Origin of the sequence: Halomonas sp. TG39a (assembly GCF_000744395.1) — a bacterium.
In the GTDB taxonomy this organism is placed as follows: domain Bacteria; phylum Pseudomonadota; class Gammaproteobacteria; order Pseudomonadales; family Halomonadaceae; genus Vreelandella; species Vreelandella ventosae_B.
The window spans coordinates 158,202-183,819 of sequence record NZ_JQLV01000001.1 but is presented as its reverse complement, the minus strand read 5'-3'; the positions used below and the strand labels follow the sequence as shown (position 1 = coordinate 183,819).

26 protein-coding genes are annotated in these 25,618 nt (G+C 56.9%); 8 read left to right on the top strand and 18 right to left on the bottom strand.

All coding sequences use genetic code 11. The annotated features are described in order from the left end of the window. Nucleotides 1-39: 39 nt before the first annotated feature. The 11 genes from lpxD to rpsB form a co-directional block, all read right to left on the bottom strand. Complete coding sequence (lpxD, locus tag U738_RS00875) at nt 40-1,074, bottom strand: UDP-3-O-(3-hydroxymyristoyl)glucosamine N-acyltransferase (protein ID WP_035576563.1); 1,035 nt, start codon at nt 1,072-1,074, stop codon at nt 40-42. A gap of 53 nt (nt 1,075-1,127) precedes the next feature. Beyond that, nucleotides 1,128-1,628: an OmpH family outer membrane protein gene (locus U738_RS00870; RefSeq protein WP_035576562.1), complete on the bottom strand. Its 501-nt coding sequence runs from the start codon at nt 1,626-1,628 to the stop codon at nt 1,128-1,130. Between the two features lie 90 nt (nt 1,629-1,718). Next, nucleotides 1,719-4,070, bottom strand: a complete 2,352-nt coding sequence (gene bamA, locus U738_RS00865; RefSeq protein ID WP_369333477.1) for an outer membrane protein assembly factor BamA — start codon at nt 4,068-4,070, stop codon at nt 1,719-1,721. Between the two features lie 100 nt (nt 4,071-4,170). Further along, nucleotides 4,171-5,529, bottom strand: a complete 1,359-nt coding sequence (gene rseP / locus U738_RS00860; protein ID WP_035576560.1) for an RIP metalloprotease RseP — start codon at nt 5,527-5,529, stop codon at nt 4,171-4,173. A 45-nt stretch (nt 5,530-5,574) separates the two neighbouring features. Beyond that, nucleotides 5,575-6,771: a 1-deoxy-D-xylulose-5-phosphate reductoisomerase gene (gene ispC, locus U738_RS00855; protein WP_035576559.1), complete on the bottom strand. Its 1,197-nt coding sequence runs from the start codon at nt 6,769-6,771 to the stop codon at nt 5,575-5,577. Next, nucleotides 6,768-7,598 carry a phosphatidate cytidylyltransferase gene (locus U738_RS00850; protein ID WP_035576558.1) on the bottom strand — a complete coding sequence of 277 codons (831 nt, stop codon included), beginning with the start codon at nt 7,596-7,598 and terminating at the stop codon, nt 6,768-6,770. The genes ispC and U738_RS00850 overlap by 4 nt, the downstream gene beginning before the upstream one ends. After that, nucleotides 7,591-8,379 carry a polyprenyl diphosphate synthase gene (uppS, locus tag U738_RS00845; RefSeq protein WP_035576557.1) on the bottom strand — a complete coding sequence of 263 codons (789 nt, stop codon included), beginning with the start codon at nt 8,377-8,379 and terminating at the stop codon, nt 7,591-7,593. Before uppS ends, U738_RS00850 begins: the two co-directional genes overlap by 8 nt. 93 nt (nt 8,380-8,472) lie before the next feature. Then, on the bottom strand, nt 8,473-9,030 hold the full coding sequence (frr, locus tag U738_RS00840) for a ribosome recycling factor (RefSeq protein WP_035576556.1): 558 nt from the start codon (nt 9,028-9,030) through the stop codon (nt 8,473-8,475). Nucleotides 9,031-9,034: 4 nt separating this feature from the next. Continuing rightward, nucleotides 9,035-9,808: a UMP kinase gene (pyrH, locus tag U738_RS00835; protein ID WP_035576555.1), complete on the bottom strand. Its 774-nt coding sequence runs from the start codon at nt 9,806-9,808 to the stop codon at nt 9,035-9,037. Between the two features lie 174 nt (nt 9,809-9,982). Further along, nucleotides 9,983-10,852 carry a translation elongation factor Ts gene (gene tsf / locus U738_RS00830; RefSeq protein WP_035576554.1) on the bottom strand — a complete coding sequence of 290 codons (870 nt, stop codon included), beginning with the start codon at nt 10,850-10,852 and terminating at the stop codon, nt 9,983-9,985. Nucleotides 10,853-11,115: 263 nt separating this feature from the next. Next, entirely contained in the window at nt 11,116-11,865 is a 750-nt protein-coding gene (gene rpsB, locus U738_RS00825) for a 30S ribosomal protein S2 (protein ID WP_035576553.1), read from the bottom strand. A gap of 335 nt (nt 11,866-12,200) precedes the next feature. Between rpsB and map the strand changes: the two genes are divergently transcribed. From map to U738_RS00790, 7 genes are all read left to right on the top strand, one after another. Next, nucleotides 12,201-12,992: a type I methionyl aminopeptidase gene (gene map, locus U738_RS00820; protein ID WP_035576552.1), complete on the top strand. Its 792-nt coding sequence runs from the start codon at nt 12,201-12,203 to the stop codon at nt 12,990-12,992. Further along, nucleotides 12,992-15,667, top strand: a complete 2,676-nt coding sequence (locus U738_RS00815) for a [protein-PII] uridylyltransferase (RefSeq protein WP_035576551.1) — start codon at nt 12,992-12,994, stop codon at nt 15,665-15,667. Before map ends, U738_RS00815 begins: the two co-directional genes overlap by 1 nt. A gap of 89 nt (nt 15,668-15,756) precedes the next feature. Next, nucleotides 15,757-16,953 (top strand): succinyldiaminopimelate transaminase, encoded by a 1,197-nt coding sequence (dapC, locus tag U738_RS00810; protein ID WP_035576550.1) that lies wholly within the window; start codon nt 15,757-15,759, stop codon nt 16,951-16,953. A 30-nt stretch (nt 16,954-16,983) separates the two neighbouring features. Then, the gene (locus U738_RS00805; protein ID WP_035576549.1) at nt 16,984-17,328 is read left to right on the top strand and encodes a Spx/MgsR family RNA polymerase-binding regulatory protein; all 345 of its coding nucleotides are present in this window, start codon (nt 16,984-16,986) and stop codon (nt 17,326-17,328) included. Nucleotides 17,329-17,383: 55 nt separating this feature from the next. Then, nucleotides 17,384-18,409, top strand: coding sequence for a 2,3,4,5-tetrahydropyridine-2,6-dicarboxylate N-succinyltransferase (dapD, locus tag U738_RS00800; protein WP_035576548.1), 1,026 nt, complete (start codon nt 17,384-17,386; stop codon nt 18,407-18,409). Next, nucleotides 18,396-19,568, top strand: coding sequence for a succinyl-diaminopimelate desuccinylase (gene dapE / locus U738_RS00795; RefSeq protein WP_035576547.1), 1,173 nt, complete (start codon nt 18,396-18,398; stop codon nt 19,566-19,568). Before dapD ends, dapE begins: the two co-directional genes overlap by 14 nt. Next, the gene (locus tag U738_RS00790; RefSeq protein ID WP_035576546.1) at nt 19,565-19,954 is read left to right on the top strand and encodes a hypothetical protein; all 390 of its coding nucleotides are present in this window, start codon (nt 19,565-19,567) and stop codon (nt 19,952-19,954) included. The genes dapE and U738_RS00790 overlap by 4 nt, the downstream gene beginning before the upstream one ends. Before the next feature lie 98 nt (nt 19,955-20,052). On the opposite strand, the gene U738_RS23745 is transcribed toward U738_RS00790, so the two are convergent. After that, entirely contained in the window at nt 20,053-20,598 is a 546-nt protein-coding gene (locus tag U738_RS23745; RefSeq protein WP_035576545.1) for a cold-shock protein, read from the bottom strand. A gap of 112 nt (nt 20,599-20,710) precedes the next feature. On the opposite strand from U738_RS23745, the gene U738_RS00780 reads away from it, so the two are divergent. Beyond that, nucleotides 20,711-20,959 carry a SlyX family protein gene (locus tag U738_RS00780; protein WP_035576544.1) on the top strand — a complete coding sequence of 83 codons (249 nt, stop codon included), beginning with the start codon at nt 20,711-20,713 and terminating at the stop codon, nt 20,957-20,959. Nucleotides 20,960-21,044: 85 nt separating this feature from the next. Here U738_RS00780 and ald read toward each other — a convergent pair whose 3' ends face one another. The 6 genes from ald to rpmB form a co-directional block, all read right to left on the bottom strand. Continuing rightward, entirely contained in the window at nt 21,045-22,163 is a 1,119-nt protein-coding gene (gene ald, locus U738_RS00775) for an alanine dehydrogenase (protein ID WP_035576543.1), read from the bottom strand. A gap of 174 nt (nt 22,164-22,337) precedes the next feature. After that, nucleotides 22,338-22,772 (bottom strand): acyl-CoA thioesterase, encoded by a 435-nt coding sequence (locus tag U738_RS00770; RefSeq protein WP_035576542.1) that lies wholly within the window; start codon nt 22,770-22,772, stop codon nt 22,338-22,340. 32 nt (nt 22,773-22,804) lie between these two features. Next, entirely contained in the window at nt 22,805-23,995 is a 1,191-nt protein-coding gene (locus tag U738_RS00765; RefSeq protein WP_035576541.1) for a class I SAM-dependent rRNA methyltransferase, read from the bottom strand. Nucleotides 23,996-24,049: 54 nt separating this feature from the next. Continuing rightward, nucleotides 24,050-24,892 carry a bifunctional DNA-formamidopyrimidine glycosylase/DNA-(apurinic or apyrimidinic site) lyase gene (gene mutM, locus U738_RS00760; RefSeq protein WP_035576540.1) on the bottom strand — a complete coding sequence of 281 codons (843 nt, stop codon included), beginning with the start codon at nt 24,890-24,892 and terminating at the stop codon, nt 24,050-24,052. A gap of 157 nt (nt 24,893-25,049) precedes the next feature. Further along, nucleotides 25,050-25,205, bottom strand: coding sequence for a 50S ribosomal protein L33 (gene rpmG, locus U738_RS00755; protein WP_022520204.1), 156 nt, complete (start codon nt 25,203-25,205; stop codon nt 25,050-25,052). A 53-nt stretch (nt 25,206-25,258) separates the two neighbouring features. Then, nucleotides 25,259-25,495: a 50S ribosomal protein L28 gene (gene rpmB, locus U738_RS00750; protein WP_008959893.1), complete on the bottom strand. Its 237-nt coding sequence runs from the start codon at nt 25,493-25,495 to the stop codon at nt 25,259-25,261. Nucleotides 25,496-25,618: the final 123 nt, after the last annotated feature.

Sequence of the window (25,618 nt, the reverse complement as noted above, 5' to 3'; positions counted from 1 at the left end):
GCCTCAAAACAGCAGCAGGTAAATTTCATTCAGCACTCATTAATCACGCTGTTTTTTTTCCAATCTTGCTAGGCGCTTAGCGATATCATCGAGCTGTTTAAAACGCACCGCATTTTTTCGCCACTGGGTATTGGCCATGGCGCCGGTACCCGAGGAGTAGACCCCCGGCTCATGAATTGAGTTGGTGACCAGGCTCATCCCCGTCACCTGAACGCCGTCGCAGATGGTCAGATGGCCGGACAAACCTACGCCACCACCCAGCATGCAGTGCTTGCCTACTTGGGTAGAGCCAGCAATACCCACACAACCCGCTAACGCGCTGTGATCGCCAATGATGACGTTATGGGCAATTTGTACCTGACTATCAATTTTGACGTCATCACCAATCACCGTATCGCCCAGCGCGCCACGATCAATGCTGGAGCAGCTGCCCACTTCAACATCATCACCCAACACGACGCCCCCCAACTGGGCGATTTTATGCCAGCCGGCACCGTCGTGGGCAAAGCCAAAGCCGTCACCGCCAATCACACACCCGCTTTGCAGAATTACCCGCTTGCCGACCACCACGCCGTGACACACAGTGACGTTGGCATGCAGACGCGTTGCTTCACCGATAATGCTGTCGGCACCTACCACGCTGCCTGCCCCAATCACTACCCGGTCGCCCAGCACTACGCCCGCTTCAATCACTGCGTGCGCTTGAATACAGACATCAGCGCCCAGCTTAGCGTCTTCTGCCACTACCGCCGTGGGGTGAATGCCGACGACATCGCGGGCAGGAAGAGGGTCAAACAGCTGCGATAGTTTGGCATAGCCCAGGTAAGGGTTATCAATTTCCAAACGCGCTACCGGGCAGTGTTTGCCATGTTCAGGGTGCAGCAACACTGCTGCTGCCTGGGTCGTCGCCAAATCCTTGAGATAGGCGCGGTTAGCGAGGAAAGCCACTTGATCCGGCTGCGCTTCTTTTAGCGTCGCCAAGCCACGTATCGGCTGCTGGGCATTGCCACTAACGGCAATACCCAATTGGCGCGCAATGTCTGCGAGGGTAAGGTGATGAGAAGCGTGCGTCATGGGAACCCAGGGAAGCATTGGTGTGGCCAGGCCACACCATTCTTCGATTAAATTTAGTTCAAGGTATCAAAAATCTGCGTGACCTCATCGGTCACATTAGGCAGATCCACCCCTGAGTGCAGTACGCCCTGAGGCTCAACCAGAACATCAATACCGTGACGCTCCAGCACCTCGGCAACCGCCTGCTCCAGCTTCGGCTCAGCGCCTTCTAAAAACTGCTGCTCAGAGCGCTGCTGCGCCTGTAACACTTCCTGGCGGAGCTGCTCAAAACGGCCGCCCTTTTCTTGTAGTTCGCTAATCAGCGTTTCTCGCTGGGACTGGGCCATAGTTTCGCCTTCGTTCTGTAGGCGCTGTTGTAACTGCTGGAGTTCATTACCCAGGTTCTGCGCTTCACGCTGCTGATTGCCGATCTGCCCTTCCAGGCTACTCATAGACGCCTGTGCGGACTGAGTATTCATCAGTGCTGCTCGCCAGTCCAACACCGCTACTTCTGCAGCGTGAGCGGGCAAAATCATCGCGCCCAACAGGCATACCACCGCTGTTAGTCTACGCATTATGTTATCTCCTTAGGTCACGCTAGCGCGCACCGCCATGGCACACGATCTAGCAAAATTAGCACGATTGCGATTTAGAACAACGGTCGCTTAGAACGTTTGCCCTAACGAGAACTGGAAGAACTGGGTATCGTCACCGCTCTCATCATTCAAGGGTTCAGCAACACTGAAGGTCAGCGGACCCACTGGCGTCAGCCAAGAGAGACCGATACCGGCGCTGTAGCGCAAATCGCCTAAATCAACGCCAGAGTTACACTGCTGGCGACCGGCATCTTCCGCGAGCACATCGTAGCAAGAGCTCAGGAAAGTATTACCGCCATCCAAGAATAGCGATGTCTGCAGCGCGCGCTGATCTTCAATAAAGGGCAGTGGGAAAATGATCTCGGCGCTACCTTCTACTGAAACGTTACCGCCCAGGGTACGGTCACGGCCACCTTCGGTAGCTGGCGTAGTGCGCTGCCCCAGCGTATTGGAGGTATAACCACGCACCGAGCCAAGACCACCGGCGTAGAAGTTTTCATAGAAGGGGAAGGGATCGTTGCCTCCCAGCGTATCGGCATAGCCGAGGTTGCCGGTGAATTTGAACGCCCAGGACTCGTCATCGTTAATCGGGAACAGCTGTTGTGCCCGCGCACGCAGCTTGTAGTACTCCGAATCGCTGCCCGGCGCGCCGGTTTCCAGCGACAGGCGCTGATAGCTGCCATCGGTCGGCATAATACCCCGGTTAAGGTTATTACGCGTCCAACTGGCCGTTAGCTTCAGGCTTTGCGCATCTTCGCCCTGATCTTCCACATAACGACGAATTTCAGAGGCCGTGTCAAAGTAGGTTTTCACCGTTAGATCTTCAACGCTGGCACCGAAATTAAGACGCGACAGCTCGCTAATGGGGTAGCCGAAATTAATACCGGCGCCGTAGGCATCGGTTGAGAACGTCGAAATATCCGAATCGGCATAGTCGGTTTCGCGGTAGAACAGGTTATAGCCGCGGGAAATGCCGTCCAGTGTCCAGTAGGGGTCGGTAAAGCCAAAGTTCACGCTGGTAAAGGTATCGCTGCGCTGCGCCCCCACATTGACGCGGTTACCCGTACCCAGGAAGTTGTTTTGCGACAGGCCGACACCGTAAATAATCCCGGCACTCTGGGAGAAGCCAACGCTTGCAGAGACCGAGCCGGAGGGCTGCTCTTCGACGTTATAAGTAACGTCGAGTAAATCCGGCTCGCCAGGTACCGGTTGGGTATCTACCTCTACTTGGCTAAAGAAGCCGAGGCGTTCAAGGCGCTGACGCGATTGCGTAATGGCTTCAGTGGAAGCAGGAGCACCCTCCAACTGGGTCATTTCACGGCGCAGCACTTCATCCTGAGTCGTGGTATTACCAAAGAACTCGATGCGGCGCACATAGGCACGCTCACCGGGATTGATGGCAATCACCAGATCCACCGTTTCACCATCATCTGACATTTCAGGCACGCCCTGAATATCAGCAAAGGCGAAGCCCTCGGCACCTAAACGCTGGCGCAAAGCCTCCGTTGAGGTATTCACATCACCTCGTGAGAAAATCTCACCTTCCTTAACAGTGAGCAGCTGGCGCGCTTCGTTTTCGCTGATCTGCAAATCACCCGCGAAACGAATATTGCCAACCCGATACTGAGTACCTTCATCGACGTTGAGGGTAATAAATATCTCGGATTTTTCCGGGCCAATCGATACCTGAGTCGACGTCACATCAAAGTTGACGTAACCGCGATCCAAGTAGAAAGAACGCAGCCGCTCAATATCGCCCGACAGTGCTTCACGGGAATACTCATCGCTAGAGAACCAGCCGAAAATGCGCCCAGGCCGATCATTTAGCTCAAATACCTCACGCAGCGTTTCATCGTCGAAGGCTTCGTTGCCAACGATATTGATCTGGCGAATTTTGGCCACTTCACCTTCGTTGATATTGATATTGACCTGAACCCGGCCCTCATCAACCTCTTCAACTTCGGTATCAATACTGGCGCTGTAACGACCTTGCGACTGGTAAACAGCTTCCAGCTCGCGCTGAATCTCTTCCAAGGTGGAGAGCTCCAGCACCTGGCCTTCAGAGAGCCCCGATTCACGCAAACCGTTGCGCAGATCCTCTTCGGAGATCTGATCGTTGCCACTGATTTGTAGCCGCGCAATGGTCGGCCGTTCAACGACCTGAATAACCAGCACATCGCCTTCGCGCGCTAACGAGACATCGTCAAATAGCCCTGTGGCAAATAAGTCACGGGCAGCGTCGGCCAGCTGTTGTTCGCTGACGCGCTCGTTGGCACTGACCGGAAATGCATTGAAGACCGAGGCGGCGGATACCCGCTGCAGTCCCTCCACTCGAATGTCTGAAACATCAAAGGATTGTGCTTGGGCGCCGCTGGCGCCTGCCAGCAAGAGTACCGCCATTCCAAGGGTCTTGATTTTCATGCAGTCAATTCGCTCGCGTTGGTCTGCCGATCATTCCAGAAAGGCACCATATACATTTGTGCAGGCAGATGACAAGGCATCCTGCGCGCTACACGCGTCATTACCACAGGCGCATCAGATCAAAATAGAGGGCCATCAACATCAGGGTGCCGACCATGGCAAGCCCGATGCGCAATCCTACGGCTTGGGTTTTTTCAGATACTGGCCGTCCACGCACGACCTCCATAAAATAATAAAGCAAGTGACCACCATCGAGCACGGGGATGGGTAATAAGTTCAGCACCCCAAGGCTGATAGAAAGATACGCTAGAAAGCCAATAAACGCTTCTATCCCTGCTCGGGCTGAATCACCTGAAACCTGCGCAATGGTGATTGGCCCGGACAAATTGGAAGGCGAGATAAGACCCACAAACATTTTGCGTATGGCATCTAACGTTAAGAGCGTCATCGCTCCAGTGCGTGAAACAGCCTGACCTACCGCTTCGATAGGGCCGTAACGGATTTCACGCTGGAACTCTGCTGGCCACTCGACCTCCTCGGCGCCTGCACCGATATAACCAATCTCAACCCCAGTGTCCAAGCGGTTACGCCCGGGGGTTAAATCAACACTCGACTGCTCGCCATTACGTTCATAGGTGAGCTGCAGCGTTTCACCTGGACTACCTCGCACCATGTTAACGAAGTGCATCCAATCATCCACTGGTTCGCCATTAACCGCCACCATCCTATCGCCAGCTTCTAGGCCCGCTTGTTCGGCGGCTTCTCCGCTGACGACCTGGCCTAAGACAGCCGGAAATTCCGGCTGCCAAGGGGTAATACCCAGCGTTTGCAGCGGCTGCGGCGGATCTTGTCGAACCAAATAATCAGTGACCGATAAGCCAAAACGTCGGGTGTCGCTCGCCCCTTCGGAACGGGCGTCGATATCCAACTCACCGCTAAAGCCAATAATCGATACTAGCTTTAGGTTAACATCTTCCCACGAACGCATCTCATCGCCCTGAATGGCGACAATTTCATCGCCATTGGCAAGCCCGGCCTCAGCAGCTGGCGAGTCAGGCGCAACGCTACCCACCATCGGCGACACCACCGTAGTGCCCGCCACAAATAACGCCCAGTAGGCCACAATGGCCAGCAAAAAGTTGGCGATAGGGCCCGCTGCCACAATCGCAATGCGCTGCCAAACGGTCTTGCGGTTAAACGCCTGGTCAAGCTGCTCTTCCGGTACCGGTGCCTCACGCTCATCGAGCATTTTGACATAGCCACCCAAGGGAATGGCGGCTATAGCGAATTCGGTGCCCTGGCGGTCAACCCGCGACCATAGCGGTTTGCCAAAGCCTACCGAAAAACGCAGCACTTTGACCCCACAGCGCCTTGCCACCCAAAAGTGGCCAAACTCGTGGAAGGTCACTAGCAGACCCAACACCACGATGACCGCTAAAATATTCTGTATTAGGCCCACACTCACTCCTTAACGCCCCGCACTAACGACCAGCTCAGCGAATGCTTAAGCGGACCACCTTGTTATCAGTTCAAGCGCCTGCTGCCGCGCCCATTGATCGGTTGCCAATACGCTGTCCAGGCTGTCGACCCGGCCCTGATAGGGCCGCGACAGGACGTCGGCCACCAGTTGTCCAATCGCAGTAAAACCGAGCCGACGCTGCAGGAAGGCGTCTACCGCGACTTCATTGGCCGCGTTAAGCACAACCGGCGCCATGCCGCCCTGCTGCATCGCTTGACGAGCGAGCCCCAAACAGGGAAAGCGGGCCTCATCGGGCGCTTCAAAATCGAGCCGCGCCACCTGAAAAAGATCCAGTGTTTCGACGCCGGCGTCAATGCGCTCTGGCCACGCTAGACCATAGGCAATGGGGGTGCGCATATCGGGATTACCCAACTGTGCAATCACCGAGCCATCATGATACGCCGCCATGGAGTGAATCACGCTTTGCGGGTGCACCACCACCTGGATCTGTTCGGGCGTGGCATCAAATAGCCAGCAGGCCTCGATAAGCTCTAGCCCTTTGTTCATCAGCGTGGCGCTATCCACCGAGATTTTACGCCCCATTGACCAGTTCGGGTGAGCGCAGGCCTGCTCGGGGGTGACATTGTTGATATCCGCCTGGTTCCAGGTTCGAAACGGCCCCCCAGAGGCCGTTAGCAGCAACTGGCGAACGCCGTGTTTGGCAAGCCCGCCGCGATGCTCCGCAGGTAGACACTGGTAAATGGCATTATGTTCGGAATCAATCGGCAGCAGTGTCGCCCCCGAACGGGAAACCGCCTCCATAAACAGTGCGCCACTCATCACCAGCGCCTCTTTATTGGCCAGCAGCACGCGCTTACCCGCTTCAGCAGCCGCTAGCGCAGGCAGCAAGCCCGCAGCACCGACAATGGCCGCCATCACGCAGTCGACACTCGCGTCCCGGGCAACCTCACACAGCGCCTGCGGACCTGCGCTCACTTCGGTTGCCTGGCCAGCCCTATGAAGCGCTTGGCGTAGCCAAGCGGCATCGGCTTCATCATCAAGCACGGCGACCGCAGGCCGGTGCGCTAAGCACTGCGATAACAGGGTCTCTTTCGAAGTGTGTGCGGTCAGCGCATGGACGCTATAACGGTCAGGATGACGACTAATGACATCCAGCGTGCTAGTGCCAACAGAGCCTGTCGACCCCAGTACCGTCACACGTTGTAGCGATGACTGGCTCATAGCGGCGGCACCTTGGCAAATACCTCAACAAGCACTTCCACATAGAACAGCGCAAATAGCGGGATCGCCGCCGTCAGACTATCAATGCGATCCATCACACCACCGTGGCCAGGAAGCAGCTGGCTTGAGTCTTTGATATTGCGGTAGCGTTTGAGCATGCTTTCCAGCAGATCCCCTAGCACAGAGGCCAAGGTGACCACGGCAGTGACCAGTATCAGGGTAATCCCGCCCACTAAATCCAGCGGCAACCACAGCGCAAACAGAATGGCCAGGATAGCGGTCGCCGCTAAGCCACCGAACACACCCTCCCACGATTTGCCTGGGCTCACGTGGGGGGCCAACTTGCGCTTACCCCAGAGCCTCCCCACAAAGTAGGCGCCAATATCCGCGCTCCAGACCAGCAGTAGCACAAACAGCAGCCAAGCCATACCAATATCACGTAGAACGTTAAACCCCACCCAGCAGGGCAACAGCACCCACAGGCCCATCGCCAAGCGCCGCGTAGTGGCCTGCCACTGCTCACCTGCAGCGGGGTAACGGGTTACCCAGTAGAGATTCACCAGCCAGCCAGCGGCGGCCAGCCAAAGCGGCCATATCGCCATGGCGGTGCCCGTCAGCCACATCGCCAGCATCAGTACTGCCATTACGGCGACTAGCTGGGCACGCCGCACCGTGCGGGTAACACCCGCCAGATTAGTCCACTCCCAGGTGGCGAGCAGCACCATTAGCGCCGTAAATAGCGCAAAAGCGCCGCCATCTAAACCAAACAGGCCAACCAGCACCAGGGGTGCTAGCCAGGCTGCAGTGATAATCCGCTGTTTAAGCACCCTGCGCCTCTATTTGTTCGTCCGTCATGCCAAAGCGACGACGGCGCTGACAGAAGTCGTTTAATGCCGCGTCAAAGGCTTCCGCACCAAAATCGGGCCATAGCAGCGGGGAAAAGTGCAGCTCAGCATAGGCCAACTGCCAAAGCATGAAGTTGGATAGCCGCTGCTCACCGCTGGTGCGTATACACAGATCCACCGGCGGCACATCATCAACCCCCATTGCCGTGTCGAAGCACGCTTCATCGATTTCCGCAGGTGACAACACCCCTGCCGCCACCTGTTCGGCCAAGGTGCGCGCCGCTCGTGCGATATCCCACTGGCCGCCATAGTTGGCGGCAATCACCAGGTGCATGCCCGTGTTGTCTGCCGTTAACGCTTCAGCGCGCTGAATATGCTTTTGGATGGCATGGGAAAAACCGCGCTGCTCGCCGATGATCGAGAGGCGGACATTACGCTCATTGAGCTTTTTGACTTCACGCTTGAGCGCCATCAAAAACAGCTCCATCAGCGCGTTGACCTCCGCGGCTGGGCGTTTCCAGTTTTCGCTGGAGAAGGCGAACAGGCTGAGCGTTTGCACCTCGCGTTCGGCGGCTCGCTGAATCACCGCACGCACAGTTTCCACTCCGGCCCGGTGCCCGCGCACCCCTGAAAGCCCTCGCGCACGCGCCCAGCGGTTATTGCCATCCATAATAATGGCAACATGAGACGGCGGGGCCTCCCCGGCCAGTGAAGGCGCACAGGCGTCGTCCGGCTGTTGTTCCGGAAGCTGCGGAGACGTCATGGATTCTCGCACCAAAGATCAGTCATAAAAAAACCAGCCAGAGTGTGGCAAAACGGGCAGCCTAAGCTGCCCGCGGCTGAATAAAGCACAGGTTTATACCTGCATGAGATCCTGCTCTTTTGCAGTCAGCGCCTTATCGATCTCAGCGATGTACTTATCGGTCAGCTTTTGAATCGCGTCTTCGCCTTCACGCTGATCGTCTTCGGTAATGTCTTTATCTTTTAACAACGACTTAAAATCACCGTTAGCATCGCGGCGTACGTTACGCACGGCCACACGGGCGTTTTCAGCTTCGCTACGCGCCTGCTTGATGTAACCTTTGCGGGTCTCTTCGGTGAGCATCGGCATCGGCACACGGATCACGTTACCTGCACTGGCTGGGTTAAGCCCCAGATCAGAGGTCATGATAGCCTTTTCGATTTTCTGCACCATGCCCTGCTCCCACGGCGCAATCGTCAGCGTGCGAGCGTCTTCAACGTTGACCGATGCCACTTGGCTCAGCGGTACCTGGCTGCCGTAATAATCCACGGTAACGGCGTCTAAAATGCTCGGATGAGCACGACCGGTACGAATTTTATTGAAGTTGCTATGCAGCGCTTCAACGCTTTTTTGCATGCGCGAATCGGCATCTTTCTTAATATCGTTGATCACGTCATTACCCTCTGTATATCAGCGTGCCTTCCTTGCCCCCTACGACCATATTCAGTAGGGCACCAGGCTTATTCATATCAAATACCCGCACCGGCATATTATGGTCACGTACCAGGCAGATAGCGGTCAAATCCATAACGCCCAATTTTTGATCCAGGGCGTCGTCGTAAGAGAGCTGGTCGTACTTCACCGCATCCGGATGTTTTACCGGGTCTTTATTGTAGACGCCATCGACTTTGGTCGCTTTAATCACCACGTCAGCGTCCACTTCAATGCCCCGTAAACAGGCGGCAGAATCAGTGGTGAAGAAGGGGTTACCTGTGCCCGCAGAGAACAGCACGACGTCCCCTGAGGTCAGGTAGCGAATGGCGGTACGCCGGTCATAGTGCTCCACCACGCCGCTCATCGGGATAGCCGACATCACTCGCGAGCGAATATTGGAGCGCTCCAGCGCGTCACGCATGGCCAGCGCATTCATTACGGTGGCCAGCATGCCCATATGGTCACCGGTGACACGGTCCATACCAGCCTCGTTGAGTGCTGCACCGCGGAACAAGTTACCACCACCAATCACGATACCTACCTGCACCCCAATACCGACAAGCTGGCCGATTTCCAGCGCCATGCGGTCAAGTACCTTAGGATCAATACCAAAATCGTGCTCCCCCATTAGCGCTTCGCCAGAAAGCTTGAGCAAAATACGTTTGTATTTTGACTTGGTACCCACTGCTTTGCTGGGTGCTACATGGGGGGTAGGCTCTTGAACATCACTCGACATGGCATCTCTCCTGAGGCAGACCTGAAAACAGGCAGGCGGGGCAGCCCCTTGGTATAAACTAGTATATAAACCCGTTATATCGGGGCCGATTATACTAGCATTATTTATACAGGGGCCGGATACGCGAAGGCGTGCGCTCGCGCGCACGCCATCTTCTTTCTGAAACCTCTGACCTCAGCGACGGCCAGCCTGTTCCATAACTTCTTTAGCAAAGTCGACTTCTTCTTTCTCAATACCTTCGCCAACTTCAAAGCGCGTAAAGCCAACCACTTCGCCGCCCGCCGCTTTGACGAACTCAGCCACCGTCTGGTTCGGGTCTTTCACAAACGGCTGCTCGGTCAGGCTGTTTTCTGCCAGGTACTTTTTCAAGCGGCCTTGCACCATTTTCTCAGCGATTTGCTCCGGCTTACCGGCCATATCCGGCTGGGCCAGAATAATCGCTTTTTCCTGATCCAACTGCTCTTGGGGCATATCGGCAGGATGCGCAACCGCAGGGTTGATCGCAGCAACGTGCATCGCAACGTCTTTTGCAACTTGCGAAGTGCCGCCGGTCAACACGGTAAGAACGCCAATGCGGCCACCGTGAACGTATTCGCCGACTAGACCGCCGTCAGCAGCGTTAACGACGATGGCGCGACGCACACCGATGTTTTCACCGATTTTCTGCACGAGCTGCTCGCGAGCAGTCTCAAGCTCGCCCGCCATAACGGCGGCAACGTCTTCGCTTTTCGCGGTGAAGAAAGCACCGGCGATTTTGTCGGCAAAGGCGATGAAGTTGTCATCACGAGCCACAAAGTCGGTCTCGGAGTTGATTTCAACCATTACGCCGTAGCTGCCGTCTTCTGCTACGCGCGTTACTACTACACCTTCTGCGGCGATACGATCGGCTTTCTTCGCCGCTTTTAGGCCGGAGCTTTTACGCAGGTTTTCAATCGCAACTTCGATATCACCGTCGGCTTCGGTGAGTGCTTTTTTACACTCCATCATGCCGAGACCGGTACGTTCGCGAAGTTCCTTGACCTGAGAGGCGCTGATAGCTGCCATGAGAATTCACCTCTGAAATGGTTCTATGAGAGTTAAACGCAACACAGAGTATAGGCATGATAAATGACCATCATGTATCACGCTGCCCTATGTCTCTCTGCATTGCGGGGCCGGCATCTAGCAGCCGGCAAATTCGTCCCGCCTAAACGCTTCACCTGCAGCGAAAAAACCACAGTGGAAAGCCTGTAGTGGGAAAAAGGGGGCATAGCCCCCTCTCTTTTATCATGATGCGGCAGCCCTGCTCACCGCACCCACTGCTGCGATTACTCGGCGGCAGTGTTGTCTTCAGCTGCAGCGGCCTCTTCGGTCACTTCAACGAACTCTTCAGCGTTACCTGCTTTGGCACGGCCACAGGCGTCCGCAATCGCTTTTACGTAGATCTGGATAGCGCGGATAGAGTCATCGTTGCCGGGGATTACGTAGTCAACGCCATCGGGGTTGGAGTTAGTATCCACCACGCCGATAACCGGGATACCCAGTTTGTTGGCTTCGTTGATCGCGATGCGCTCATGGTCAACGTCGATCACAAACAGTGCGTCCGGCAGGCCGCCCATGTTCTTGATACCGCCGATAGAACGCTCAAGCTTGTCCTGCTCACGAGTCGCCATCAAGACTTCTTTCTTGGTCAGCTTCTCGAACGTGCCGTCTTCGCGCATGGTTTCAAGATCACGCAGACGCTTAATGGACTGACGGATGGTCTTGAAGTTAGTCAACATGCCGCCCAACCAGCGGTGGTTGACGAAATGCTGACCGGCACGGTTCGCTTCTTCTTTAATTACCTTGCTAGCGCTGCGCTTGGTACCAACAAACAAAATTTTGTTGTTGGATGCCGCCATCTTCTCGACCACATCGATCGCTTCGTTCAGCGCCGGAAGGGTGTGCTCAAGGTTGATGATGTGAATCTTGTTGCGCGCGCCGAAGATAAATTTGCTCATCTTCGGGTTCCAGTACTTGGTCTGGTGACCGAAGTGAGCGCCTGCTTTAAGCAGGTCACGCATATTAACGTGAGACATGGTAAAACTCCTAAAACTCGGGTTAGGCCTCCACGCACCCCATGGATCCGACCGTTGACGACGTTAGACGCTGCCAGCGGCACCCGGGACCATGTGCCGGTGCATGTGTGTTTTTAAGGCTTGGTCGTTAAGTAGTACGCCCCTTAGTGGCACACTACAGATTCATCGCCCCGCCCTTCAGCGTGCTACCCAGCCAACAAAGAAGCTCGGAATCACGATTGCAGGAAAGCGCGCGGCTTTATACCATAGATCATTGCCAAGATGAAGTCGCACCCCGTTTGACGGTCTTAAATTGCGCCATTCAATTTTCCACTCTGCATTCATATCGAGCATTCATGAACGTTCCTATCAAGACGCCTTCTGAAATCGAATACATGCGCGAAGCCGGGCGCCAAGCGGCTAGCGTGATTGAAATGATCACCCCGCACATCCAGGCGGGCATTAGTACGGGGGAGATCGACCGTCTTTGTCACGACTATATTGTTAACGAGCTGGGCTCGACTCCGGCCCCGCTGAACTATCATGGCTTCCCCAAAGCGACCTGCACCTCGCTCAACCATGTGGTGTGCCATGGCATCCCCGACGACGGCAAGAAGCTCAAGAAAGGCGATATCATGAATTTGGATATCACCGTTAAGACCCAAGATGGCTACCACGGTGATTCCAGCGTGATGTTCGTGGTAGGTGAAACGATCCAGGGCGAACGGCTGTGCCGCATCACCCAGGAGTGCCTGTATAAAAGCATTGAGTTGGTCAAGCCCGGCGTGCGCCTGTCTGAACTGGCTAGGGTGATTCAAAAACACGCCGAAGAGCACGGCTACTCCGTGGTACGCGATTTCTGCGGTCATGGCATCGGCGCCGAGTTTCACGAAGAGCCGCAGTTCTTGCACTATGACGGCTACGCACCGGATGCCGACATCACACTCGCCGCGGGGATGTGCTTTACCATCGAACCGATGATTAACGTCGGCGGCTATAAAACCAAGGTGCTGCGCGATGGCTGGACCGCCGTGACCAAAGACCGCAGCCTCTCCGCCCAGTGGGAACATACGCTGCTGGTCACCGAGGGCGGTGTTGAAGTGCTGACTGCGCGCGGTGATGAAGACTTCAGTTTTCTAACCAACTGATGCTTTTACACCACCACCGGTTTGAGCCGGACACCACGCTTTACGACCTGGATCTTTTTCGCACCGAGCTTGCCGGTTCGCGCTCCCCGGTCGCGCCCTTTAAAGCCGCCCTGCGCGAGTTACAGGCGCGCCTGGACGAGCAGTTTCGTGCCGGAGCAGACATTCGCGACCTGGTGCGTGGCCGCGCCTGGTACCTGGATCAACTGCTGGCCATTGCCTGGGCCCAGCATGATTGGCCCGATGAGGGCATTGCTCTGGTGGCGGTCGGCGGCTACGGCCGTGGTGAGCTACACCCCCACTCGGATATCGACCTGCTGCTGCTGCTGGAGCAGGACGACGACACCGCCTATCGCGAACCGCTGACCGCCTTTATCACCTTCTTATGGGATATTGGCCTGGAGATTGGCCATAGCGTGCGCTCGCTCAGCGACTGCGAGCGTGAAGCCGAAGCGGATGTCACGGTGATTACCAACCTGCTCGAATCGCGCTTGATCGCCGGGCCCGAAAGCCTGCGCGAAGCGATGCGCGAACGCCTCAGCGCCGAACATATTTGGCCTGCCGACCGCTTCTTTGAAGCCAAGTGGCAGGAGCAGATATCCCGTCACTACCGCTACAACAACTCCGAGTATCACTTAGAGCCCAATCTCAAAAGCTCCCCCGGCGGGCTACGGGATATCCAGATGATCGGCTGGGTGGCCAAGCGCCACTTCGGCACCGAGCAGTACACCGACATTGTCGCCAACGGCTTTATGAACGACGCCGAGCTGCGCATTTTAAGCCAGGGGCAAGCGTTCTTGTGGCAGGTGCGATACGCCCTGCACATGCTCACCGACCGGGCCGAAGACCGTCTGCTGTTTGACCACCAGCGCACTATCGCCGAGATGTTTGGCTTCCGCGATACGCCAGAGCGCCTGGCGGTCGAGCAGTTTATGAAGCGCTACTACCGCCATGTCACCGCGCTGGCGGGCCTCAACGATATGCTGCTGCAACATTTCGACGAAGTGATCCTGCGCGGCAGAGAGGCGCTGGAAACGGTCAAGTTGAACGAGCGCTTCGAGACCAAGGGCGGCTATATCCAAGTACGTTCGCGCAACCTATTCCGCGAACGGCCAGCGGCGATGCTGGAGCTATTTCTGCTGATGGCCAAGCACCCCGAAATCGAAGGGGTTCGCGCCGACACCATCCGGCTAATTCGCGATCATCGCCACCAGATTGACGACCACTACCGGGAAGACCCCCGCCACCAGCGGCTATTTATGGCCATTATGCGCGCCCCGGGCAACGTACCGCGCCAGCTACGCCGCATGAACCGCTACGGCATTCTGGGCAAATACCTGCCCGAGTTTGGCCGCGCCGTGGGGCTCATGCAGCACGACCTGTTTCATATTTACACCGTCGACGCCCACACCCTGCGGCTGCTTAAGTTTCTGCACGGCTTTCGCAAACCGGAGGCCAAAGACGACTTCCCGGTAGCCGCGGCCCTCATGCAGCAACTGCCCAAGCTGGACCTACTCTGGGTCGCCGGGCTATTTCACGATATAGGCAAGGGCCGCGGCGGCGACCACTCGGAGATTGGCGCGCGGGACGTTGCACTGTTCTGCCAGCGTCATAACGTCTCGGTGCACGATACCAACTTGGTTAGCTGGCTGGTGGAGCACCACCTGTTGATGTCGATGACCGCGCAAAAACGCGATATCAGCGACCCCGACGTGATTCGTGATTTTGCCTTGATCGTGCGTAACGAAACGCGCCTGGACTACCTGTACGTGCTCACCGTTGCCGACATCAACGCCACCAACCCGACGCTGTGGAACGGCTGGCGGGCGTCGCTGCTGCGCCAACTTTATGCCGAGACCAAACGCGCCCTTCGCCGCGGTCTGAACAATCCGCCCGACCGCGACGACTGGGTGCGAGAAACGCGCACGGAAGCGCGCTCGCTGCTACAAACCATCGGCGTTAATCGTGAGCAAATTGATCATCTTTGGGAATCGCTAGGGGAAGACTACTTTCTGCAGTACGCGCCCAGCGAAATCGTTTGGCAGACCCAGGGCATTCTCAATCACAACCAGTCGCCGCTGCCGCTGGTACTGATCAGCGCGCCTACTGCCGATATGGCCGAAGGCGGCACCAAGGTATTTATCCACACCCGCTCGGTAGATGACCTTTTCGCCGCCACCGCCGCTGCCATGGAGCAGCTGGGGCTGTCGATCCACGATGCACGGATCGCCACCTCCCATAACGATTGGACGCTGAATACGTTTATCGTCCTCGACAGCCACGGTCAGCCGATCCGGGATCCAGCGCATATTGAAGAGATGCGCCAGCACCTGGTCGAAGAGCTCGATGACCCGGACGACTATCCCAATATCGTCACGCGCCATACGCCACGTCAGCTCAAACACTTCAAGGTCTCCACCGAAGTACTGATTGAGCAGGATCCAGCCAATGAGCGCACTCTGCTGGAACTCACCGCCCCCGACCGCCCCGGCCTACTGGCCCGGGTAGGGCGTATTTTTATGGAGCAGGATATCTCACTCTCCGCGGCAAAAATCGCCACACTGGGCGAGCGGGTAGAAGACGTTTTTTTCATCACCACCAAGGCAGGCGAACCGCTCACCGACCCCGAGCGCCAGCAGCAGCTACGCGAACGTTTGATTGAGGTGTTGGGGGTTTAAGCCTCTCCGCAGTCCCGGTTAGGTTTGAGCCTGCACCGGGGCTTGCCTATAATCGACGGTTTACGCCGCCAGCCATCAACGGACACCTCATGAACGCCGACCTCGACGCCCTGCATCCTTACCCGTTCGAAAAGCTGGCTGCGCTTAAGGCAGCGCTTACCCCGCCAGCCGAGCTCTCCCCAATTTCGCTGACCATTGGCGAACCCCAGCACGCGCCCTACCCCGCGGCGCTTGAAGCGCTGGTGACGCACCAGTTGGAAATGGCCCGCTACCCGGCGACCAATGGCCTGCCAGCGCTGCGCCAAGCCATCGCTACCTGGGTAGCACAACGCTTTCAGCTGCGCGAACTCGACAGCGAGCAGCATGTCGTGCCAGTGAACGGCACTCGGGAAGCCATTTTTGCCTTTGTACAGGCGGCGTTGGATCGCAGCCGCCCGGCGAAAGTCGCGATGCCCAATCCGTTTTATCAAATCTACGAAGGCGCGACGCTGCTGGCAGGCGGCGAGCCGCTCTATTTAGACTGTACCGCTGAGAATGATTTTCGGCCCGACGTTAGCGCCGTGCCCGCCGCTACGTGGCGCGATGTGCAAGTCGTCTTTATCTGCTCACCGGGCAACCCCACTGGCGCAGTCACGCCCCTTGATGAATTTAAGCATCTGATTGCCCTCGCCGACGAACACGACTTTATTATCGCCTCGGACGAGTGCTACTCGGAGCTCTACCTCGACGAAGCCGCCCCACCGCCGGGGTTACTGCAAGCCTGCGCCGAGCTGGGTCGTGATGATTACCGGCGCTGCGTGGTCTTTCACTCACTCTCCAAGCGTTCCAACTTGCCGGGCCTGCGCTCCGGCTTTGTGGCGGGGGATGCGGCACTGCTCACGCCGTTTAAGCGCTACCGCACGTACCATGGCTGTGCCATGTCGCTGCCGCTGCAGCACGCCTCCATCGCCGCTTGGCAAGATGAGCAGCACGTACGCGCCAACCGCGACGCCTACCGCGAAAAATTTAGCGCGGTGACCGATGTACTTGCCCCGGTCATGGATTTTCCCGCACCGCAAGCTAGCTTTTACCTATGGCCTGCGGTACCGGGTGGCGACGATATCGCCTTCACCCAGCGGCTGTTTGCCGAGCAGCACGTTAGCGTACTGCCCGGCAGCCTAATGGGCCGCACGGGAGCAAACGGCGTTAACCCCGGCGCAGGCCGTTTACGCCTAGCGCTAGTGGCTGAGCTGGCACCCACGCTGGAAGCCGCCCAACGCATTCGTCATCTTATAGAGCGCGGTTAACCGCGAGATTTAACCTTTCAGGGAGGCCATATGCTGACGCTGTATATCATTGATAACTGCGATACCTGCCGCAAAGCGCGCAAAGCATTGGATGAGAAAGCACTGCTGTATAAAACCCACGATCTGCGCAAAGATGGTCTCTCCGCTGCGCTGCTGGAGCATATTTTACATCGCGTGCCGCTGGTTGAGGTCATTAACAAACGCAGCAAAACCTGGCGCGAGCTTTCCGCTGATGAAAAGGATTACGACGCCAACTCGGCCCGTCAGCTGCTAATGAAACACCCCACGCTGCTTAAACGGCCGCTGCTGGAAGTCGACGACTCAACCATATTAGTCGGCTACCGCGACGGCGATTACGACAAGCTAAGCGGCTAAGCAACCAGGCTCTTTTTGCTAACATTCACTTCCCAACACCACAGGAAAACTTCTTATGCTGAGCTTTGCGCTTGGAATCGGCACCCAAAACACCCAGGGCGACTGGCTGGAAATCTACTACCCGGCACCGCTGTTCAACCCACCTGCAAGTCTAGTGGAAGCCGCTCAGCAGGCCCTGGATGCCCCCCAAGGCAACGCCGCCATCAGCTTTTTGCCCGAAGACTGCACACGGTTGGCCAAAGCCCTGGAAGCCGCCGGGCACTCAGCCCAAGCCGAGCTTGCCGAAGCGCTCTCTGCCAGCCAGCGCCCGCTGGTCGCCATGTTTCTGGACACCGACCAACCACCGCAAACCGCGCCAGAGGTGTATCTAAAACTGCACCTGCTGTCGCACCGGCTGGTCAAGCCTCATGGCCTTGATCTCACCGGCATGTTCGGTCTGCTGCGCAATATTGCCTGGACAAACGAAGGCGCCATCGACATTGAAGAACTGCCTACCCGGCGCCTGAAAGCGCGCATGGCGGGCCGCGCGCTGTCCGTCGACTGTGTCGATAAATTCCCCAAAATGACCGACTACGTGGTGCCCTCCGGTATTCGCATTGCCGACACCGCCCGCGTTCGCCTGGGTGCCTACCTGGGCGAAGGCACGACGGTAATGCACGAAGGCTTTGTCAACTTCAATGCGGGCGCCGAAGGCCCCGGCATGATTGAAGGCCGTATCTCGGCGGGCGTGGTGGTCGGCAAAGGCTCCGACTTGGGCGGCGGCTGCTCCACCATGGGTACGCTCTCCGGTGGCGGCAATATCGTCATTAAGGTTGGCGAAGGCTGCTTGATCGGTGCCAACGCTGGCATCGGCATTCCCCTGGGTGACCGCTGCACGGTGGAAGCAGGGCTCTACATCACCGCAGGCTCCAAGGTCGCGCTACTGGATGATCAAGGCCAAGTAGTGAAGACCGTCGCTGCACGCGAACTGGCCGGCCAAGACGACCAGCTGTGGCGCCGCAACTCGCAGAGTGGCCGCATTGAGTGCTTGACCAACAAAAGTGCCATCGCCCTGAACGAGGCGCTGCATGCCCACAACTGAGCCTGAAGCGCTGTCGCCGACGCTCACGCTGGCCTTTGAACTGCTCAGCCGGGCCTCGGTAACGCCAGACGACGAAGGCTGCCAGGAGCTAATGATCGAGCGCTTAACCGCGCTCGGTTTTCATATTGAGCGGCTGCCGTTTGGCGACGTAAAGAATTTCTGGGCGGTGCGCGGCCATCACGGCCCTGTGGTGGCTTTCGCGGGTCACACCGACGTGGTGCCCAGCGGCCCCTACACCAACTGGCAGTACCCTCCGTTTGAGCCCTGTATTGATGACCAGGGCATGCTGTGCGGGCGCGGCGCGGCGGATATGAAAGGCAGTCTGGCGTCGATGCTGACCGCCACTGAACGCTTTGTGACCAACCACCCTGATCACGATGGCCGTATCGCCTTTCTGATCACCTCAGATGAAGAGGGCCCGGCAGTCGACGGCACCCGCGCGGTGGTCGAGCACCTACGTGAGCGCAACGAGCGCCTTGATTACTGCATCGTTGGCGAGCCTTCGTCCACTCAGCGTTTGGGCGACGTGATTAAAAATGGCCGCCGCGGCTCACTGGGCGCCACGCTGCACATTAAAGGCGTGCAGGGTCACGTGGCCTATCCGCATTTAGCGCGCAATCCTATTCATCAGGCGATGCCAGCGCTGGATGCATTGGTCAATGAACACTGGGACGCGGGCAACGATTTTTTTCCCGCCACCAGCTTTCAGATTTCCAATCTGCGCGCAGGCACCGGGGCGACCAACGTGATCCCCGGCGACGTGGAAGTGGTGTTTAACTTTCGCTTCTCCACCGAGGTGACCTCTGATGAGCTCAAAGCGCGCACACAAACCCTTCTCGACCAGCATGGATTGGAATATCAGGTAGACTGGACACTCAACGGCGAACCATTTTTAACCGCGGAAGGCGCGCTGGTTGACGCCGCCATTAAAGGCGTTGAAGCGGTGACCGGCGAGCGCCCGACGCTCTCTACCAGCGGCGGCACCTCGGATGGCCGCTTTATTGCCACGCTGGGGGCTCAGGTGGTCGAGCTAGGCCCACTCAACGACACCATCCATAAGGTGAATGAGCGCGTTCGCGCCAGCGACCTGGACGATTTAAGTCGGATTTATGAAGCGACGCTACAGGCGCTGCTCACTCCCGGCGAGGTAAACGTATGATGGAGCGTTATCCCGATATCGAGATTTACCTGGCCAGCGTCTCGCTTGAAGCGCTCAATGAGTGGCTTAAAAGCACATTAATAGCGCCCCCGCTAAGTCCCGCTGGCAAGGGGCAATGGAAAACCCGTGGCCAATACCAAGGCGACTGCGTGCCGGTGCTGCTGGTTGACAAAGCCGCCGACGGCTTTGCCAGTCTCTGGTTCGATAGCAACCACACCCCTTGGATAACCGATCAGGATTGCGCCCAGCAAGCAGCGGAAGCTCTTCAAACCGAAGTGCGTTGCTCCCTGGGTGGCTGGCATCCCGGCGATGACCCAGACCGCTTCTGGCAGGTGTTTCCCGGCGGTAAGGAAGGCGCAATCGAGTGGCCTGACTCTGGCCGTTAGCAAGCACCTCTAAACGCAAACGACCCCGCAAAAGCGGGGTCGTTTTTTACTATCAACCGTTATTACCTAGCTGACGATACAAAAGCCAGCCCTTCAGCTTACTCAATAATGCTCACATCGTCGGCCTGCAAACCACGCTCATTTTTAATCACGTGGTAACGCACAATTTGGCCTTCTGCCAGCATACGCGGGCCACGACCACGAATGGCGCGAAAGTGTACAAATACATCTTCGCCATTATCGCGGGTTATAAAGCCGTAGCCTTTGTTGGTATTGAACCACTTCACTTCACCCTCTTCACGGCCATCGTTAGGATCGATGATGTCTTCTTCCTCATCATCGCCCATAGGAGCAGCCGCTTGCGGCTGACGCGATGCTGGCTTAGGACGCGCCACCACATCAGATGCCACCACAATCGAGGGCGCAAAAGCAGCTGACGCTAATGTGCCAACCCACAGAACAATAAAACACCCTATAGCAACGGCAACATAGACACTGCTAACTCCACTGATTGCCAGCTCGGCCATCCACAGCTCGGCGAGGGCACTATCGGTTAAATGAACAATCCCCGCCAACAGAAGTGGCGTGGGGGCGGCTAGTAATACACTGATTAAGAAACAGCGAAACACAACTTTTGGATTCATAGAAAAAAAAAGCTCTCTTGTTGTATGGGTAACAGACGAAGGACAATACCCGCACTATCAGGCCCATTCCCAATAGCACCGGCATACTACTACATAAGGTTGCAATGATATCATGACCCACGAATTATCGCCTGTTGACCTAGCTCAACGTCTTGAATCTTTAGAGAGCCGATTAGCCCATCAAGAGCACTGGCTGGACACCCTGGATCAAGCAGTGGTTCAGCAGGAGCGGCGCCTGGAAAAACTTGAGCAACTCAGCGGGCTAATGCGCGAACGCCTGCGCGAGCAGCACCAGGCGCTACAAGCCAGCGAACCCCAGGGCGACCAGCGCCCCGAGGATGAGCTTCCGCCCCACTACTGAGCCAACGACAGCACTGATCAATAGTTCTGATCGATACCCTCGATGCAACTAATTAATTAACCGTCAGCAACTAGCCTCTAAACGCTTAGCTGCCAACAACGCTTGCAGGATCGCTACTTGCCAACCCAAAGGCGTCTGCCACCGCTTGATAAGTCACTTGGCCTGCGTGCACGTTAAGACCCGGCAGGAAGTGCGGGTCGTCACGTAGCGCCTGCTGCCAGCCTTTATCCGCCAGGGCTAGTACAAAGGGCAGCGTGGCGTTGGTCAGCCCTTGGGTAGACGTTCGCGCCACCGCGCCAGGCATATTCGCCACGCAGTAGTGCACCACCCCATCGACGATATAGGTCGGCTCGGCATGGGTGGTGGGCCTGCTGGTTTCAAAACACCCGCCCTGATCGATGGCGACATCCACCAGTACACTACCGGGCTTCATATCGGCCAGCATGGCGCGAGTGATTAACTTGGGCGCAGCGGCGCCGGGCACCAGCACTGCGCCAATAATCATATCCGACTCACGCGTGGCTGTTTCCAACGCGTCTGCGGTGGAATAAACCGTTTTAATGCGGCCCTGATAGCGGTCGTCCAGCACTTCCAACCGCGCTAACGACTTATCCAGAATAGTCACCTCGGCACCCAACCCCAGCGCCATGCGAGCAGCGTTCTCCCCCACGACACCGCCACCAATCACGGTGACCTTTCCCGGCGCCACACCAGGCACACCGGGTAGCAGCACGCCTGCACCGCCTTGGGCCTTCTCCAGGCTATGGGCACCCGCTTGCACCGCCATTCGGCCTGCTACGGTGCTCATCGGCGCCAGTAGCGGCAAGCCACCACGGGCGTCGGTAATCGTTTCATAGGCGATACAGGTGGCACCGCTTTCCATTAGGCCGCGGGTAAGGGGCTCTTCGGCAGCAAGGTGTAGATAGGTGAACAGCGTGTGCTGTGAAGTGAGGCGCGCCACCTCATCCGGCTGCGGCTCTTTCACCTTGAGGATTAGCTCGGCGTGGCGCCACAAAGCATCCACATCGGCTTCTATCTGCGCGCCAGCGGCTTGGAAGTCCGCATCAGCAAAGCCAGCACCTTCACCAGCGCCCGCCTGAACGCTCACCTGATGGCCACGCCCGGTTAACTCCCGCGCGCCGGTCGGTGTTAAGGCTACCCGATATTCGTGATTTTTAATCTCTTTGGGGACAGCGATTTTCATTGGCGTATTCCTGTGCTTTTAAAGGTCAGTGGTCTTGTTAAGCAAATTACAGCACAGCTAACGTTGACCACCACCCCAGGAACGCAAAACAAAAAAAACGCCGGTTAAGGCGTTTTTTAGGAGAAAAATCTAGCGATTGCCGGTTCTGCACGAAAAAATCCACTTCGCTCTACGTCACTCCGCAATAACCGCGCCGCCGTATATGCGCCGATACTCCTCGGGGAGGCGTTTGGGCCGCCCCGTTGAGAGTGCCACGCAAGCAAAGCGCGTGCGAGCATAAAGCAGTGTTTTAGCGTCTCTGACGCGCACCAGTTGAAAACGACGGGTCAGACTAAAACGCTCGTCGCAATCAACAATCCAAGTCGCTAACTGTAGCTCGTCGCCTGCAAAAGCCGGTGCTAAGTAATCCAGCTCGTGGCGATGAACTACCATGGCCCGGTCAAGCTCTCGGTAGCGCTCAAGCGATAGCCCCAGCGCTTCTGAATGCGCCCAGCTGATTTGCTCAACCCAGCGCAGGTACTCGCTATTGTTGACGTGCCGGTAGGCGTCGATGGCCTCATCCGTCACGCGGATATCAATCACAAAAGGCTCGGGTAGCGCCCACTCCATTGCCTTGGCTCCTTCACCGGTTGCTGTACGACCTAGTCGCGGAACACCCGCACACCCAGGGCTTTCAGATAAGACGTTTCGGGGATAGCCGGATGCACCGGGTGATCAGGCCCTTGGTGGCCTTGGAAAATAACCTGACCGTGACGATCCTGATGGCGAACCGCACCGCGCACCACATCCATTAGCCGCTCGGGCGCCAAATGCATCGAGCAGGAGGCTGACAGCAATAGGCCGTCGCGACCCAACAAACGCATGGCTTCACGGTTCAAACGCGCATAGGCGCGCTCGCCATTGGGGATATCTTTACGCTTTTTGATAAACGCCGGCGGGTCAAGAATGACCACGTCGAATTCTTCACCGTCCGCCTTCAATGCCGCCAAGGCTTCAAACGCATCTCCCTCACTAACCGCTACCTTCTCCTGCACGCCGTTCAGCTCAGCGTTACGTGCGACTTGGTCCAGCGCCGGGCCCGAAGAGTCCAGGCACAGCACCTCTTTTGCGCCGTGAACGGCCGCCTGCACGCCCCAACCACCCACATAGCTGAATACGTCCAGCACGCGCTTACCTTCCACATTCCGATTGACCCATTCGCGATTAACGCGGTGATCAAAGAACCAGCCGGTTTTCTGACCATTGAGCACCGGCACTACAAAGCGGGCGCCGTTCTCTTCGAGCACCACTTCGTCAGGCAGCGTGCCTTTGATGACGTCAACGTGAGCCTCAAGGCCCTCCTGTCGACGGCCGCCAGTATCGTTGCGGAAGACAATCACTTCTGGTTTGATCACTTTTTCCAGCGCATCGACAATTTCATCCGCCAGTGCCTGCATACCGGCGGTATTGAGCTGCACGACGAGGACATCACCAAAGCGGTCAATCACCAGACCTGGCAGCAAGTCGCCTTCGCCATGAATCAAGCGGTAGAACGGCTGCGCATAAAGGCGCTGACGCAGGGCTAATGCCTGATTAAAGCGGTGCACAAACAGCGAGCGATCCAAGCGCATTTCAGGGTCGCGGGACATGACCCGGGCCGCAATGAGCGAATGGGGATTAACATAAGCCACCGCCATGACTTTGCCATTGGAGGCTTCGACCAGGGCGGCTTCGCCTGCCGCGAAGTTTTTCAGCGGCGTCTCCTTAATATCTACCTCATTGGAGTAGATCCAGAGATGGCCCGCTTTAAGGCGGCGGTCAGCATTCTTATTCAGGCGCAGGCGTTGAGTCACAGCAATCTCCAAAAAACGTAAGCAAAGCAAAACAGTAGCATTTATAGGTAGCCATTAACGTTGGCAGCCCGGGCAGAACACACTGGCGCGCTGGCCAAGGGTAATGCGGCGAAGCTCAACGCCACAGCGCAAACAGGGCTGGCCGTGGCGGCCATAAACATTCAAGCGCTGGGCAAAGTAGCCGGGCTCGCCCTGGCCACTGACAAAATCCCGCAGCGTGGTGCCACCTTGGGTGATTGCCGCCGCCAGCACCTCCTTAACAGCAAGGGCTAAGGCGTCGTAACGCGCACGGGAAACCCTTCCCGCCGCGCGGCGCGGATCAATACCCGCCATAAACAGCGCTTCCGCCGCATAGATATTACCGGCGCCAACCACCACCTGGTTATCCATCAGAAACGGTTTTACCGCCACGCGCTTGTGGCGCGAAAGCGTGTAGAGCCATTTGCCGTTAAACGCATCAGACAGCGGCTCGGGCCCCAAGTGCGCAAGCCGCTTATCCTGTGTTTCGTCTTCGGCCTGCCAATCCACAAAGCCAAACCGACGGGGGTCGTGATAGCGCAGTACATAGCCGCTGGCAGTCACCACATCCACATGATCATGTTTTTTAGGCAAATCCCCTACCCGCGCAATTCGCAGGCTTCCCGACATGCCCAAGTGCCATAGCAGCGTCGCGTTAGCGTCGCCTTCAAGCGCATCAGCAGGCTGGATAGGAATCTGCAGATACTTAGCACGCCGCTTCAATACGCCAATGCGTGCCCCTACCAACCGCTCGGCAAGGTCATCAGGCACGGGGACACGCAGCCGCGGCTGGCGCACCAGCACTTCGGTCACTTCCTGACCTTCAATATAGGGCGCAATCCCACGGCGGGTGGTTTCAACTTCGGGCAGTTCGGGCATATTTCAGAATAGTAACGGCCTGTAATGACAGCCTAGTGAAGGTAAGTTCGCGCAGCATGCAACGGATAAAAGGCATGCATGCAAAAACCCGGCTTGAGGCCGGGTTTTTGAACAGGCGCTCGCCTGCAGTGGAAGCCGATCATTATCGCGTAAGCGATTACTTGATCTTGGCTTCCTTGTAGATCACGTGCTTACGGATGACCGGGTCGAATTTTTTAAATTCGAACTTATCCGGGGTATTCCGTTTGTTCTTATCAGTGGTGTAGAAGTGACCTGTACCGGCACTGGACACCAACTTGATTTTATCGCGCATGGTTTAATCCTTCCAAAATGCTTGGTCCGAAGCGCTAGGCCCCAAAAGCTGGCTTAGATAGCGTCGCCGCGCTTACGAATATCAACCAAAACTGCGTCGATACCGTTTTTATCAATAATACGCATTCCTTTAGTAGAAACGCGCAGCTTGACGAAGCGGTTTTCAGACTCAACCCAAAAACGATGGGTGTGCAGGTTTGGCAAGAAACGACGACGTGTCTTACGCATTGAGTGTGAAACGTTATTTCCAGTTACCGGACGCTTGCCGGTAACCTGACATACTTTGGACATTAGAGCCTCCAACTGCTTGGCCAGGATATAATAACCTGAGTGTTCAAAACTGTCGGGCGGACCGGAAGGGAAGGTGTCGACGCCGTTAACCGCCAAGCTTTATCCAAATCCGTTATTCAACCC

Coding starts and splice junctions, on each gene's coding strand:
- U738_RS00870 (WP_035576562.1), bottom strand. CDS start 1,628: ATGCGTAGACTAACAGCGGTGGTATGCCTGTTGGGCGCGATGATTTTG.
- U738_RS00815 (WP_035576551.1), top strand. CDS start 12,992: ATGCTTTTACACCACCACCGGTTTGAGCCGGACACCACGCTTTACGAC.
- dapE (WP_035576547.1), top strand. CDS start 18,396: ATGCCCACAACTGAGCCTGAAGCGCTGTCGCCGACGCTCACGCTGGCC.
- U738_RS00790 (WP_035576546.1), top strand. CDS start 19,565: ATGATGGAGCGTTATCCCGATATCGAGATTTACCTGGCCAGCGTCTCG.
- map (WP_035576552.1), top strand. CDS start 12,201: ATGAACGTTCCTATCAAGACGCCTTCTGAAATCGAATACATGCGCGAA.
- ispC (WP_035576559.1), bottom strand. CDS start 6,771: ATGAGCCAGTCATCGCTACAACGTGTGACGGTACTGGGGTCGACAGGC.
- uppS (WP_035576557.1), bottom strand. CDS start 8,379: ATGACGTCTCCGCAGCTTCCGGAACAACAGCCGGACGACGCCTGTGCG.
- U738_RS00770 (WP_035576542.1), bottom strand. CDS start 22,772: ATGGAGTGGGCGCTACCCGAGCCTTTTGTGATTGATATCCGCGTGACG.
- ald (WP_035576543.1), bottom strand. CDS start 22,163: ATGAAAATCGCTGTCCCCAAAGAGATTAAAAATCACGAATATCGGGTA.
- U738_RS00805 (WP_035576549.1), top strand. CDS start 16,984: ATGCTGACGCTGTATATCATTGATAACTGCGATACCTGCCGCAAAGCG.
- dapD (WP_035576548.1), top strand. CDS start 17,384: ATGCTGAGCTTTGCGCTTGGAATCGGCACCCAAAACACCCAGGGCGAC.
- rpmG (WP_022520204.1), bottom strand. CDS start 25,205: ATGCGCGATAAAATCAAGTTGGTGTCCAGTGCCGGTACAGGTCACTTC.
- U738_RS23745 (WP_035576545.1), bottom strand. CDS start 20,598: ATGAATCCAAAAGTTGTGTTTCGCTGTTTCTTAATCAGTGTATTACTA.
- rpmB (WP_008959893.1), bottom strand. CDS start 25,495: ATGTCCAAAGTATGTCAGGTTACCGGCAAGCGTCCGGTAACTGGAAAT.
- U738_RS00780 (WP_035576544.1), top strand. CDS start 20,711: ATGACCCACGAATTATCGCCTGTTGACCTAGCTCAACGTCTTGAATCT.
- lpxD (WP_035576563.1), bottom strand. CDS start 1,074: ATGACGCACGCTTCTCATCACCTTACCCTCGCAGACATTGCGCGCCAA.
- bamA (WP_369333477.1), bottom strand. CDS start 4,070: ATGAAAATCAAGACCCTTGGAATGGCGGTACTCTTGCTGGCAGGCGCC.
- dapC (WP_035576550.1), top strand. CDS start 15,757: ATGAACGCCGACCTCGACGCCCTGCATCCTTACCCGTTCGAAAAGCTG.
- tsf (WP_035576554.1), bottom strand. CDS start 10,852: ATGGCAGCTATCAGCGCCTCTCAGGTCAAGGAACTTCGCGAACGTACC.
- pyrH (WP_035576555.1), bottom strand. CDS start 9,808: ATGTCGAGTGATGTTCAAGAGCCTACCCCCCATGTAGCACCCAGCAAA.
- rpsB (WP_035576553.1), bottom strand. CDS start 11,865: ATGTCTCACGTTAATATGCGTGACCTGCTTAAAGCAGGCGCTCACTTC.
- mutM (WP_035576540.1), bottom strand. CDS start 24,892: ATGCCCGAACTGCCCGAAGTTGAAACCACCCGCCGTGGGATTGCGCCC.